Genomic DNA, 13,866 nt, shown 5'->3' with positions numbered 1-13,866 from the left:
CCCTCCTCCGTCACGCCTCAAGAGTGCGTGACAAAACATCAGAATTTACTATTGCTTCACCATGACAGCCAATTCTTCCTCATTCAGGTCAAATTTCACCTGTCTGAGTGAAACCCGGCCGTCGGGAACGCATCGGCGCATGCCGCTGTTCTACGTCGTAATCGCGAATCGGGGATATTGTGAAGTCCACGCTTGTTTCCAGCCTTCTGATCGGCGCTTTTCTGATTCTGCAGGGCGCAGCATCCGCGACCGCGCAGACCGTTTATGGCCGCCCCGATACCATACTCGTGACGCCCACCGGCGAAATTCTGGATTACGTGCCGGAAGCCGGCGAGGTCACGGTGGCACGGGATCGGCGCGGGCGACGCGTGCTGATCGATCATTTTGGCAATGTGGTGGCCACGGAAGTGCCGCGCGGAGCCTTTAATGGGGGCGGCGACGCCTACACCCAGCCGCCCGCCGGCGCGCCACGCGGCTATTCGCAACGTGGCTATCCCGATCAGGGGCCCGCCGGCTGGAACGACCCGCGCGGCGGCTACCCCGATTACCGGCAGTATCGCGGCAACGAACCGGGTGCCGTCACAGGGTCCATCCCGCGCGACACCTCGGTGACGCGTCTGCCGCTCGATGCCAACGGCGCGATCGTGGATGACGAGCAGCAGGAAGCCTCGCTGGAGCAGGACCGGGTGCAGCCGCTGCCGCAACCGACCATCCAGCCGCGCAACGACCGGCCGGTGATGGCCATCACCAACAAGGCGCAGGCGGAAGTGGTGGCGCTGCAGGTGTTTCTGGATAGGCAGGGCATTTCGCCGGGCGTGATCGACGGACGGCTCGGCGATAACGTCAACAAGGCGGTCGCCGCCTGGCAGGAAATGACCGGCGAAACGCTGGATCCGAACAATTCCGAAGACATCATGCAGCGGCTCACCTATTCCGGTGGCCTGCCCTTCACCACCTACACCATTACCCCGGCCGATGCGGCAGGCCCCTATGTGGCCGCCATTCCGGAAGACTATGCGCACAAGTCCCAGTTGCCCGCCATGTCCTATACCTCGGTGACGGAGGCGCTGGCCGAGCGCTTCCACATGGACGAAGGCTATCTGAAGGCACTGAATCCCGGCGTTGATTTCACCATACCCGGCACCATCGTCAAGGTCGTCAATCCCGGCCCGCCAAAGACCGGCGAGGTGGTGCGCGTGGTGGCGGACAAGGCCAAGAAGCAGGTCTTTGCCTATGGCGCCGATGGCAAGCTGCTGGCCGCCTATCCGGCAACGATCGGTTCCACGGACACCCCCTCGCCGACCGGTACGCATACCGTGGTGCGCGTGGCGCTGAACCCCGGCTACACCTATAATCCGAAGATCAATTTCAAGCAGGGCGCCAATGACAAGATCCTGCAGATCCCGCCCGGGCCCAATGGCCCGGTCGGCACCGTCTGGATCGCGCTGTCGAAGCCGACCTATGGCATCCACGGCACGCCGGACCCGTCAAAGATCGGCAAGACAAACAGCCATGGATGCATTCGCCTGACCAACTGGGATGCCACGGAACTGGCCAAGATGGTGAAGCCCGGAACGGTCGTCGAATTCGTCGATTGAGACATCTCGCAACCAAATACAAAAAGGGCGCCGCAGGGGCGCCCTTTTTCATGACCATGATGCTACCCGACCATCTCAGGCCGCGTCGCGGCGAAAGCTCAGCACGCGTGGAAGGCCGGAACGGACGACCTTGACGGGCATCAGGCGCTTGACCTCTTCGGCAAGCATGCGGGCATTCTCCCGCGCCTTGTCGAGGTTCGAGACCTTGGCGGCATCCAGAGAGTGGAGCGTGCCTCCCACTTCGAACAGTTCGCGGAAGGCCGTGCGTTCGCCGATCGGCGTGTTCAGCACGTTGACGCCACGCTGGGCGAGCAGGCCCTTGATGGCGACCAGCGCGCGGGTGGTGACGACGGGCGTGACACGGGTCAGCACGACTGAGTGGGCAATGGCAAGCCCCGCCTTGTCCTTCATCAGGGTCAGAAGATCGAGGATCTGGGCGGCACCCTTGGCATCCATGGCGGATCCCTGGACGGGGATCAGGACATGGTCGGAAAGGCCGATGGCGGTCGTCACCAGCGCATCGCGCGCGCCTGCGAGATCGATGATGAAGTAATCCGTTGCCGACGACATTTCGCGCAGGTGACATTGCAGCGACGCAACCGTGACTTCCGTGATGATGGTGATGTTGCGCACCGTGCCGGACATCTCGTGCCACTGGCTGATCCAGCGCTGCGGGTCGGCATCGACCAGCGTCACGCGGTGGCCCTGATGCGCCAGCTCGGTGGCAAGAAGAAGCGCTGCCGTCGTCTTGCCGGCACCACCTTTGGCATTTGCAAATGAAATCACAGGCATGGTTTGTCCTCGATGATCATCGAGCCACATCGCTCAGAAGCGGCACCGCCTCATGACATGGTGCCTATGACGGTAACCTTTGCAAAAACAGGGTTAATGATCGGTAAATTTCAGGGCCATCAATATGACCCGGCAGAACTGAGGTTGTGGCGTTTCACTGATAGAAGCTCGTGAAAAATCCGGGTCCGACGGCCCAGATTCCTGGCTCTCCCCTGCGGCGACGCTGGCCTGGAAGCAATCCGCAAACAGACGGTGCCGCCTCCTCCATATTGGGGAGACGCACCGAAAAATGCCGGTCTTTCGCAACACGCAATGAGCATGAAACGCCGGAAGATCAGCTGCGCAGCGGCGTGCAGAAACCGACGTGCCGCGGTCCGACGCGACCCGCCTTCAGATCGGACAGCAATGGAAGCGACGGGTCCGGCCCGCCGATTCTGGATTCGAACGTCGCCCGATCGACCTTGATCATGCGGCCACTGCGGAGAATGCTGACGAGTGTTTTCTTGTCCACCACGGCCAGACTGACGTTCGCCTCACAGAATTGCTTGCCATCCTTGCCCGTGAGCACCCAGCCGAGAGCACCGGATTTGCCTTGGCTCATTTTGCCGACCGTGTAGCCCTTGTTCAGCAGCCCTTGATAGCTTTCGGCCGAAGCAGGACCGGCCTCCAGCGCAAGACCGGCGGCCAATGCGCCGATGAGAATGCGGCAGACAGGCTTCTTGAAAAACGACATGGATCACCCCCCGTGATGATGAAAGGACCGCCCCCAGACAGGCCGACGATGAAAAGAAAACCCTGTCCGGACGATGACAGGGTCTCCGGCGTTGCGCAAAGACGTGCGGCCTGTTCTCAAAAGCAGTCCGCAAACAGCTGCCGGGTATTTTCCAGCGTCATCTTGACCGGATTGCCGCCGCAGGACGGATCCTCGATCGCCATGGCCGAAAGCTCATCGAGACGATCGGGCTTGATCCCCATCGCACCCAGTGTCTGCGGTACGTTGAGTTCTGCCCGCAGCGCCAGAACATAGTCATAGAAGCCGTCGAAGCCGCCGGAAATGCCGAGATAGGCGGCCGCGCGCGTGATCTTATCCTCGATGGCTGCACGGTTGAACCGGAGCACCGGCGGCATCACCACCGCATTCGTCATGCCGTGATGGGTGTTGTAGACCGCGCCGATCGGATGCGACAGGGCGTGAATGGCGCCGAGCCCCTTCTGGAAGGCGACCGCCCCCATTGCGGCCGCAGCCATCATGTTGGTACGGGCCTCAATGTCCGTCGCCTCGTGATAGGCGCGCGGCAGGAATTCCTTGACCAGCCGCATGCCCTCCAGCGCAATCCCCTGGCTCATCGGGTGGAAGAAGGGCGAGCAATAGGCTTCCAGGCAATGGGCGAAGGCATCCATGCCGGTGCCGGCGGTGATCGCCTTCGGCATGCCGACCGTCAGTTCCGGATCGCAGATGACGACACCCGGCAGGAATTTCGGGTGGAAGATGATCTTCTTCACATGGGTTTCGGAATTGGTGATGACCGAGGCACGGCCGACTTCGGAACCGGTGCCGGCGGTGGTGGGCACGGCAACGATCGGCGCGATGCCCTCGACGCCGGCGCGGGTCCACCAGTCACCGATATCCTCGAAATCCCAGACCGGCCGCGTCTGACCGACCATGAAGGCCACGCATTTGCCGAGATCGAGGCCGGAACCGCCGCCGAAGGCCACGACGCCATCATGGCCGCCATCGCGATAGGCCTTGATGCCGGCGTCCAGGTTCTTCTCGTTGGGGTTCGGATCGACATCGGCAAACAGCGCGCGGCCAAGGCCGGCGTCGTCCAGCACCTCCAGCGCGCCTTGCGTGATCGCCATGCCGGCCAATCCGCGATCGGTGACCAGCAGCGGCTTCTTCATGCCGAGCGACTTGCAGGCCTCGCCCAGTTCCCTGATGCGCCCGCGGCCAAGCTTGACGGCGGTGGGATAGCTCCAGTTGGCTGTGATGTTCATGGGGTCAGGCTTTCTTGAAGTGATAGGATTTCGGCCGGGTGAGGTTGTGGAATCCGAGAACGGAGAGCGAGCCGCCGCGGCCGGTTTCCTTGACGCCAGTCCAGACAAGCGCCGGATCGAGATAATCGCAGCGGTTCATGAACACGGTGCCGGTTTCGAGATCGGCGCCGAGGCGTGCCGCACGCTCCTCGTCCTTCGTCCAGAGCGAGACGGTAAGTCCGTACTTGCAGTCGTTCATCAGGTCGAGCGCTTCTGCATCACTCTTCACCTTCATGATGCCGACGGCAGGACCAAAGGTCTCCTCGCGCATGAATTCCATGGAATGGTCCACATCGACCAGCACCTGCGGCATCAGATAGGCGCCGCCATCGTCCTGCGGGAAAAGTTTGGGATCGACGAGCGCCTTCGCCCCCTTCGCCACCGCATCGGCCACCTGCTCGCGCACGGTTTTCGCAAACCGGGCATTGGCCATCGGGCCAAGCGTGGTCTCCTGCTCCAGCGGATTGCCGAGCTTGTAGTTCGACACCCAGGCCACCGATTTTTCCACGAAGGCATCATAGAGGCTTTCGTGCACATAGATGCGCTCGATGCCGCAGCAGCACTGGCCGGAATTGTAGGTCGCGCCATCCATCAGCGTATCGACAGCGGCATCCAGGTCGGCATCTTCCATGACATAGCCGGGATCCTTGCCGCCCAGTTCCAGACCCATGCCGGTGAAGGTGCCGGCTGCGGCGCGCTCCACCGCGCGTCCGCCGGCAACGGACCCGGTGAAATTGATGAAGTTGAAGGCGCCCGTCGCGATCAGCTGCTCCGATGTCTGGTGATCGAGGAAGACGTTCTGGAAAACATCCTCGGGCACGCCGGCTTCCACGAAGGCGCGCACCATGCGCTCGCCGACCAGAAGCGTCTGCGCCGCATGCTTGATGATCACCGTGTTGCCGGCCATCAGTGCCGGGGCCACCGTGTTGATCGCGGTCATGTATGGATAGTTCCACGGCGCAATGACGAAGACGACGCCATGCGGCTCCCGCGCGATGCGGCGGGTGAAGGCGGCGCTCGTCTCGATCTCGATCGGCGCCAGCGCCTCGGCCGCCACATTGGCCACATAGTTCGAGCGCTCGTTGAACCCCTTGAACTCGCCGCCGTAACGCACCGGCCGGCCCATCATCCAAGCCAGTTCCGGAACCACCTCGCCAGCCATCTCGTTGAGGCGAGCAACGCCCTTCAGCACCAGCTGGACACGCTCCTCGAGCGGGCGTTTTGCCCAGCCTTTCTGTGCCTGCCGCGCCCGGGCGACCACGGCAGTCGCCGCCTCCAGCGTCAGAACCGGCCGCTCCGCGTAGACCGAACCGTCCACCGGCGAGATACATTGGATCATTGCCATGATCGTCTTCCTGTTGTCATGAAAGGGTGGACAGCGGCATGCTCCGCTATCCCTTGTTCGCATCTTAGTCGAGCCACACGATCAGGGGAATGTGGCAGATCTCACGCCCGCTCGAAACCGCGCGCCACCTCCCAATCGGTCACCTTGCGATCATACTCCTCCTGCTCCCATTCGGCAGCACGGACATAATGATCGATCACCGCGTCGCCGAAGGCCTGACGCAGCATGGCGGAGTTTTTCAGCGTGGCGGTCGCATCGCGCAGCGTGCGCGGAATCTGCCGGATCCCCTGCCCCATATAGGCATCGCCCTCGAAAGCCGGTTCCAGATCAAGCTTCTCCTCGATGCCGCGGATGCCGGCAGCGAGAAGGGCGGCCATGGCGAGATAGGGGTTCACGTCGGAGCCCCCCACCCGGCACTCGATGCGGATCGCCTTGGTGTCCTCGCCACAAAGGCGGAAGCCGGCCGTGCGGTTATCCTGGCTCCAGACGATCTTGGTCGGCGCGAAGGTGCCGGCGACGAAGCGCTTGTAGGAATTGATGTAGGGCGCCAGGAAATAGGTGTATTCCTCGGCATAGGCGAGCAGGCCCGCCACATAATGGCGCATCAGCTCCGACATGCCGTGCGGCGCGTCCTTGTCGAGGAACAGCGGCGTTCTGCCGTCGAGGCTCCACAGAGACTGATGGATATGGGCAGACGAGCCCGCCGCCGCATTGTGCCACTTGGCAAGGAAAGTGACGGCCTTGCCCTTCGACCAGGCAATTTCCTTGACGGCATTCTTGATGATCGCGTGCCGGTCGGCCATGGTCAGCGCCTCGGCATAGCGCACATTGATCTCCTCCTGGCCGGCCGAGGCCTCGCCCTTGGAGTTTTCCACCGGTACGCCGGCGCCCTGCAGGCCGGTGCGCACCGCACGCATCACCTCTTCCTCCTTGGTGGTCTGGAAGATGTGGTAATCCTCGTTATAGGCGCTGGCGAGCTTTAGGTTCCGATAGCCGCCCTCGCGCGCGGCCTCGAAACTCTGGTCGAACAGGAAGAATTCGAGTTCGCTCGCCATGAAGGCGGTATAGCCCATATCCGCCAGACGCTTCACCTGGGTCTTCAGGATCGTGCGGGGCGAGTGCGGCACCTCTTCATGGGTATGGTGATCGAGCACGTCGCACAGCACAAGCGCAGTGCCTTCAAGCCACGGCAGCTTGCGCAGCGTCGCAAGGTCCGGCTTCATCGTATAGTCGCCGTAACCCTTCTCCCAGCTGCTGGCCTTGTAGCCCGGCACGGTTTCCATCTCCATGTCGGTCGCCAGCAGATAGTTGCAGCTGTGCGTTTCCTTAAAGGCGCTGTCGACGAAATATTCCGCCTGAAAGCGCTTGCCCATCAGACGGCCCTGCATGTCCACCTGCGCCGCGATCACCGTGTCGATCCGCCCGGCCGCCACGTCGATCTTCAGGTCGTCAAAGGTATAAGTCGAAGTCATATCGATATCCGTTCGAAAGGAGGATACCGCCGCGCCTCCCCGCGCGGCGGCAGGATGCCGGCGATGGCTCAGGCCTCGCCGACGGCTGCCTCGGCGGCAGCAATCTCGGCCTTGCGCTTGGCGATGGCGTCGCCGATCGGCGGGCCCATGAAACGACGGTTCTCGAAGCCGAACCAGACGATCGCCGTCAGCACAAGGAAGCCGACGGTGATTTCCAGCGCCCAGTCGTTTGGCGGCTGCACGCCGATGTAGAAGATGATGGCCATCGAGATGATCACCAGCACGGACACCAGCTTGTAGGTACCGATCCCCATGTTCCACGGCCCCATCTTCGGCCACTTCGGCGTGCCGATGGCCACCAGGCCAAGCGCGATCGGCAGGGCAAAGGACAGGAACAGGAAGATGACCGTGCAGGACACGACGATCGAATAGGCCGGCGTCCCGGCAATCGTGATCGCCGAGGTGAACCAGATGAACAGGACCGACAGGATCGACCCCGTCCAGATGGCCGCCACCGGCGTGCGGTATTTCGTGCTGACCTTGGCAAGCGCCGCCGAGGCGGGCAGGCCCTTGTCGCGCGAGAAGGCGAAGATCATGCGCGAGACGGAGGTGACCGTCGCCAGGCCGCAGAGGAACTGCGAGACGAAAATCAGCGCGTAGAGCACGGTCTTCACCGTGGCATTCACCTGGGTATCCATGGCCCAGAAGAACACGTTCCAGCCCTGCTTGGCCGCATCCTCCATGTTGGGCAGCATCAGGACGAAGGCGCACAGCATGATGTAGCCGAACACGGCGGACCATATGACGGCAGACACCATGCCCTTCGGCACGGAGACGGCCGCCTTCACCGTTTCCTCCGAGGTATGGGCAGAGGCATCATAGCCGGTGATGGTGTAGATCGGCAGAAGCAGGCCGAGCAGGAAGGCCATGCCGCCCGAGACGACATTCGGCCAGACCGCCGCACCCGTCATCGTGCCATCGGCAGCTATTGTCGGCTGGCCCGTGTAGTTGGCGAAGGTGAAGAGCCGGGCGAACTCGTAGCTCGGCGCAGACACCAGGCACACGATGGTGAGAGCCAGCGCGGTGGCAAAGATCAGATAACCGGAGAAATCGGTGAGCTTGGCGGTCAGGCCGATCCCGAAATGGTTGATCAGGGCCTGCAGTGCCGTGATGACGGCCGCAAAGACAACGCGGTCCACCAGCGTATCCTCAATGCCGAACGTGGTACCGAAGGCGCCGAAGAAGAAATAGAACGTGCCGACATTGATCGCGCCGAGCACGGTGACGAGGCCAAGCAGGTTGAGCCAGGCCGACAGCCAGCCGGTAAACCGGTTGCCGAGGATGGAGCCCCAGTGATAGAGGCCGCCGGCTGTCGGATAGGCGGAGCTGATTTGCGCCAGACCCAGCGCGAAGATGCCGGAGATCAGGCAGCCCAGCGGCCAGCCGATGCCGATGGAAGCACCACCGGCCCCGGCCGTTGCCTGCCCCAGCGAATTGATGCCGCCGGACAGGATGCAGATGATCGAGAAGGAAATGGCAAAATTGGAAAACGAGCTCATGCGACGCTCGAGTTCCTGCGCATAGCCCATGGAGTGCAGGATCTGGATATCCTGCTTCTTATCGCTTTCAGTATAATCGGACATGACGTTCCCCTGTTCACAAGATCCGCCGTCTGCCGGACGGATTCCGAGATTGAACTTGCGCAGCTTTCGCTGCGGTCACGCAAACAACTGCTCCCGCGGGGTCTTCGTCTTTTTATGATCGGTGCATGTCGGCGAGTGTCTCGCCGAGCAGCCCCGTCAGGAAATCGGCCACAACCCCTTGGCCGGTTTCCTCCTGAATAAGGTCGTTGCGCACCTCGATCATCACGTTGAGCAGGCCCGCCGGAATGGCGTGCTCTTCCAGCGTATGGGTCACCCCGTCCGTGGGCCCATACGGCTCGTTGCGCGCGATGCGATAGAGATGCGTGGTCTCGGCCGCCTTGAGGAGCGCATCGGCAAGACGGGCATCCCGCTCGTGCAGGATGCCGATCTCCACCGCGCGCGGCTGACCGAAATAGATGGGTGTGAAACTGTGGACGGTGACAAGCACCGTCGGTCTGCCCGCCGCACGGCGCGCGGCAATCTCCTGCGCAATCCGGCTGCGGAACGGCAGATAGATGGCTTGCGCACGCGCCGCCTTCTCCCCGTCCGTCAGGTTCGCATTGCCGGGGATCTGATAGACTTCGCTGACATCACGGATGGCGCCGGGCGATTCCGGCGGACGATTGCAATCATAGGCGAGCCGCGAAAAGCGCTGGTGGATGAGAACGGCATCGAGCTGCCTTGCCATGATCATCGCGACCGGGAGCGCGCCGGGATCCCAGGCGATATGCGAGGACAGCGCCTCTGCCGATAGACCGAGCGTTCCGAGCGATGCAGGAAGCAGGCGACCGCCATGCTCGCACACGAGGAGAACCTCGCCGCGTCCTTGCGGGTTTTCCACAGCGACCGGTTGCCCGTCCGCCTCAGTCAGCAGGTGCGTCTGCGCAAGCATGGATCATCCAGCCCCCTGTGATCATGAAGAAGAGAATTCTTCAACATTGGGTCGCCGTCAATCACCATGCTGAAAGATTCTTTTCAGCGGACACATTGACTTTCATCCGCAGTCGATTGTTAATTCCGGCATGTAAACCGGCAGAAGACCGGCAAGGGGAAAACAGGGAAACGTGACGTCACCTCCACACACGGTGCTGGACGTCATCCGTCTGAACTATGACGGACTGACGCCTGCCGAGCGAAAGCTGGCCGACAGCCTGCTGGAACACTATCCGGTGTCCGGCCTCGGCAGTATTACGACCGTTGCGGAAAATGCCGGCGTATCAACGCCGACCGTGGCCCGCATGGTGCAAAAGCTCGGCTACAAGGGATATCCGGAGTTCCAGCAGCACCTGCATCAGGATCTGGAAGCAACCATTTCAAGCCCGATTGCCAAGCACGACCGCTGGGCGGCCGGCGCGCCGACAGCCCATATTCTCAACCGCTTCGCCGATGCCATCACCGCCAATCTGCGCGACACCCTGAGCAGTCTCGATGTCGCGACTTTCGATGGCGCGGCCGCACTCCTGCGGGACGAAAAGCGCAGCCTCTATTTCGTTGGCGGTCGCATTACGGGCGCGCTTGCCGAATACTTCTTCACCCACATGCAGGTGATCCGGCCGAAGACAACGCTCATCTCCACCAATCGCAGTTCCTGGCCGCAATATCTCCTGAACATGAGCCCCGGCGACGTGCTGGTGATTTTCGACATCCGTCGCTACGAGCAGGAACTTGCGACGCTCGCAGAAGCGTCGGCGGCCAGCGGCGTGGATATCATCCTGTTCACCGATGTCTGGGCCTCTCCGGTCGCCCGCCATGCCCGCCATGTGTTCAAGATCAGCATCGAGGCGCCGTCCGCCTGGGATTCGTCCGTGGTGACGCTGTTCACGGTGGAGGCGCTGATCGAGGCGGTGCAGAGTGCGGCCTGGGAAAAGACCCGTGAGCGCATGAATTCACTGGAAAAGCTCTTCGAACGGTCAAGGCTGTTTCGCCGGCCGACGCCGGCGGAAGGAAGCTAAGCCACTGTAAAGACGCCAAAAGAAGAAGGAGAACGCAAGGCGGCATCGCCATCGTTAGTGTTAACAATCCTGTCACATGCCATTCATCAAACGACTCTACGAGTCGCGCCACACGACAACACCCCAGGAGGACATCGTGATGACCAAGTTCCATCGACTGCTTTCCATGACCACTGCCATGGTCGTTGCGACGGCAAGCCTCGCCTATGCCGAACCGAGCGCAGAACTGATTGCTGCCGCCAAGAAGGAAGGCATGCTGACGACGATCGCCCTGCCCCACGACTGGTGCGGCTATGGCGATGTGATCGCTTCGTTCAAGAAGAAGTATCCGGAAATCCAGGTCAACGAACTGAACCCGGACGCCGGCTCGGCAGACGAAGTCGAAGCCATCAAGGCCAACAAGGACAACAAGGGCCCGCAGGCTCCGGACGTCGTGGACGTGGGCCTCGCCTTCGGTCCGCAGATGAAGAAGGAAGGCCTGCTTCAGCCTTACAAGGTCTCCACCTGGGCCGAAATCCCTGACAACCTGAAGGACGCCGAAGGCTACTGGTACGGCGACTATTACGGCGTCATGTCGCTTCTGGTGAACAAGGACCTGGTGAAGAACACGCCGAAGGACTGGTCTGACCTGAAGAAGCCGGAATATGCCGGCCAGGTTGCGCTTGCCGGCGACCCGCGTGCCTCGAACCAGGCCATTCTCGGTGTTCTCGCGGCCGGCATGGCAGGTGGCGCCAAGGCTGGCAAGGATGCCGGCGAAGCTGGTCTGAAGTATTTCGCCGAACTCAACAAGGCCGGCAACTTCGTCCCCGTCATCGGCAAGTCCGGCACGCTGGCACAGGGCGCAACCCCGATCGTCGTGATGTGGGACTATAATGCGCTGGCCGCCAAGGACACGCTGGCCGGCAACCCGCCGGTGGACGTCGTCGTTCCGGCGTCTGGCGTTCTGGCCGGCGTCTACGTTCAGGGCATCTCGGCCTATGCACCGCACCCGAACGCCGCCAAGCTGTGGATGGAGCACCTCTATTCCGACGAAGGCCAGAACCTGTGGCTGAAGGGCTACTGCCACCCGGTCCGTTTCAACGCCATGGTCAAGGCCGGCAAGGTTCCGCAGGACCTGATCGCCAAGCTGCCGCCGGCAGCCGCCTATGAAAAGGCCTACTTCCCGACGCTCGAGGAAGTCGATGCCAACAAGGCTGCCGTCACCGGCGGCTGGGACAAGGTCGTTGGCGCCAACGTCAAGTAACTGAACTGAAATCCGGTGCCGCCTCGCATTTGACAATCGAGGCGGCACCGTTTTTGCATAACCTGCGATGACTGCAGGAAAGAGGGGCAAGACGAGATGTCGACAGAGACGGCCACGAAGGCCAACAGCGCTGCGCCGCCTGGACGGTTCGCGCGCTTCCCGATGCACTGGCTGGGTGTCGTGCCATTTGCCGCCTTCGTTCTGCTGTTCCTGATCCTGCCGACGATGAAGATCGTCATCGGCGCGTTCCAGACCGCGGATGGCGGCTTCACGCTTTCCAATGTGGCGGGGCTCTTCACGCCCTCGATTCTGGCGGCCTACTGGATTTCCATCAAGATCAGCTTCATGTCCGCGATCCTCGGCTGCCTGATCGGGTTTGCCATGGCCGCCGCCGTGGTGCTGGGCGGCCTGCCGCGCTCGATCCGCGATCCGCTCCTGACCTTTTCCGGCGTCGCATCGAACTTTGCCGGCGTTCCGCTTGCCTTCGCCTTCCTGGCAACGCTCGGGCCCGTCGGCCTCGTCAACCTGTTCCTGCGCAGCGAATTCGGTGTGGACCTGCGCATGCTGGGCTTCAACATTCTTTCCTTCTGGGGCCTGACGGTCACCTATCTGTTCTTCCAGATCCCGCTGATGGTCCTGATCATCACGCCGGCGCTGGACGGGCTGAAGAAGGAATGGCGGGAGGCGGCCGCCATTCTCGGCGCGACCAACGGCCAGTACTGGCGCATGGTGGGCTTTCCCATCCTGCTGCCCTCGCTGCTCGGCACGCTGGCGCTCCTGTTTGCCAATGCCTTCGGCGCCGTGGCAACCGCGATCGCGCTGACAGGCTCCTCGCTCAATATCGTGCCGATCCTGCTCTATGCCCAGATTCGCGGCGATGTGCTCGGCGATCCGCATCTTGGTTATGCACTGGCCTTCGGCATGATCGTCGTGACCGGGTGCGCAAATGCGATCTACATCTGGCTTCGCGCCCGCAGCGAGAGGTGGCTGAAATGAAACGTCTCTGGGCCTGGGCCGCGCTGATCATCGGCCTGATCTATTTCATCCTGCCGCTCGTCGGCATGACCAATTTCTCGCTGAAGATGCGGCGCGGCGAATATTCCTTCGATGCCTATGCCAAGGTCTTCGCCGACAGCCGCTTCCACGAGACCTTCGGCTATTCCGTGTGGATGGCACTGCTGACCATCGTCTTCGGCGTATTCCTGGTGGTGCCGACGGCCTACTGGGTGCGGCTGAAGCTGCCCTATCTTCGACCCTATATCGAGTTCGTCACGTTGCTGCCGCTGGTCATTCCGGCGATCGTCATCGTGTTCGGCTATATCCGGCTCTACAATACCTCGAGCTGGCTGCCGCTGACGGGCTCCTATGTCGGCACCGACGTGCTGCTGGTGTTCGGCTATGCGACGCTCAGCCTTCCCTACATGTACCGCGCGGTGGATACGGGGCTTCGCACGATCGACGTGACGACGCTGACGGAGGCCGCCCAGAGCCTCGGCGCCGGCTGGGCCACCATCATCGGCCGCGTGATCCTGCCGAATGTCACCGTTGCCGTGATGTCCGGCGCCTTCGTCACCTTCGCCATCGTGATGGGCGAATTCACCATGGCGGCGCTCCTGAACAAGCCCGCCTTCGGCCCCTACATGCAGTTGCTCGGCGCCAACCGGGCCTATGAACCTGCCGCGCTGGCGGTTATCGCCTTCGGCATCACCTGGGCCTGCCTTGGCCTGATGCAGCTGGTTTCCCGGCTGCAGAAAACCCCGCAGCGCCCGGTTTGAGGATTTTTATCC

12 protein-coding genes are annotated in these 13,866 nt (G+C 62.1%); 5 read left to right on the top strand and 7 right to left on the bottom strand.

Annotated features, from left to right (window positions below):
* Nucleotides 1-221: 221 nt before the first annotated feature.
* Nucleotides 222-1,598: a L,D-transpeptidase gene (locus F3H95_RS12595; protein ID WP_244618013.1), complete on the top strand. Its 1,377-nt coding sequence runs from the start codon at nucleotides 222-224 to the stop codon at nucleotides 1,596-1,598.
* A gap of 75 nt (nucleotides 1,599-1,673) precedes the next feature.
* Here F3H95_RS12595 and F3H95_RS12590 read toward each other — a convergent pair whose 3' ends face one another.
* From F3H95_RS12590 to F3H95_RS12560, 7 genes are all read right to left on the bottom strand, one after another.
* Nucleotides 1,674-2,390, bottom strand: coding sequence for an AAA family ATPase (locus F3H95_RS12590; RefSeq protein WP_149746261.1), 717 nt, complete (start codon nucleotides 2,388-2,390; stop codon nucleotides 1,674-1,676).
* A gap of 334 nt (nucleotides 2,391-2,724) precedes the next feature.
* Nucleotides 2,725-3,123: a hypothetical protein gene (locus tag F3H95_RS12585; RefSeq protein ID WP_149746260.1), complete on the bottom strand. Its 399-nt coding sequence runs from the start codon at nucleotides 3,121-3,123 to the stop codon at nucleotides 2,725-2,727.
* A 116-nt stretch (nucleotides 3,124-3,239) separates the two neighbouring features.
* On the bottom strand, nucleotides 3,240-4,385 hold the full coding sequence (locus tag F3H95_RS12580; RefSeq protein WP_149746259.1) for an iron-containing alcohol dehydrogenase: 1,146 nt from the start codon (nucleotides 4,383-4,385) through the stop codon (nucleotides 3,240-3,242).
* 4 nt (nucleotides 4,386-4,389) lie between these two features.
* Nucleotides 4,390-5,769, bottom strand: coding sequence for an aldehyde dehydrogenase family protein (locus F3H95_RS12575; RefSeq protein ID WP_149746258.1), 1,380 nt, complete (start codon nucleotides 5,767-5,769; stop codon nucleotides 4,390-4,392).
* 101 nt (nucleotides 5,770-5,870) lie between these two features.
* On the bottom strand, nucleotides 5,871-7,241 hold the full coding sequence (locus tag F3H95_RS12570; RefSeq protein WP_149746257.1) for a glutamine synthetase family protein: 1,371 nt from the start codon (nucleotides 7,239-7,241) through the stop codon (nucleotides 5,871-5,873).
* Between the two features lie 68 nt (nucleotides 7,242-7,309).
* Nucleotides 7,310-8,884, bottom strand: coding sequence for an amino acid permease (locus tag F3H95_RS12565; protein ID WP_149746256.1), 1,575 nt, complete (start codon nucleotides 8,882-8,884; stop codon nucleotides 7,310-7,312).
* Nucleotides 8,885-8,996: 112 nt separating this feature from the next.
* Nucleotides 8,997-9,776, bottom strand: coding sequence for an N-formylglutamate amidohydrolase (locus F3H95_RS12560; RefSeq protein WP_149746255.1), 780 nt, complete (start codon nucleotides 9,774-9,776; stop codon nucleotides 8,997-8,999).
* Nucleotides 9,777-9,948: 172 nt separating this feature from the next.
* On the opposite strand from F3H95_RS12560, the gene F3H95_RS12555 reads away from it, so the two are divergent.
* From F3H95_RS12555 to F3H95_RS12540, 4 genes are all read left to right on the top strand, one after another.
* Nucleotides 9,949-10,836, top strand: coding sequence for a MurR/RpiR family transcriptional regulator (locus F3H95_RS12555; RefSeq protein ID WP_143127671.1), 888 nt, complete (start codon nucleotides 9,949-9,951; stop codon nucleotides 10,834-10,836).
* 136 nt (nucleotides 10,837-10,972) lie between these two features.
* On the top strand, nucleotides 10,973-12,079 hold the full coding sequence (locus tag F3H95_RS12550) for an ABC transporter substrate-binding protein (protein WP_143127672.1): 1,107 nt from the start codon (nucleotides 10,973-10,975) through the stop codon (nucleotides 12,077-12,079).
* A gap of 96 nt (nucleotides 12,080-12,175) precedes the next feature.
* Complete coding sequence (locus tag F3H95_RS12545; RefSeq protein WP_143127673.1) at nucleotides 12,176-13,075, top strand: ABC transporter permease subunit; 900 nt, start codon at nucleotides 12,176-12,178, stop codon at nucleotides 13,073-13,075.
* Nucleotides 13,072-13,854, top strand: coding sequence for an ABC transporter permease (locus F3H95_RS12540; protein ID WP_143127674.1), 783 nt, complete (start codon nucleotides 13,072-13,074; stop codon nucleotides 13,852-13,854). Before F3H95_RS12545 ends, F3H95_RS12540 begins: the two co-directional genes overlap by 4 nt.
* The last annotated feature ends 12 nt before the right edge of the window (nucleotides 13,855-13,866 follow it).

It is taken from the genome of Rhizobium sp. RU35A (assembly GCF_900156005.1).
Lineage (GTDB): Bacteria > Pseudomonadota > Alphaproteobacteria > Rhizobiales > Rhizobiaceae > Neorhizobium > Neorhizobium straminoryzae.
This window is presented reverse-complemented; position numbering and strand designations above follow the sequence as displayed.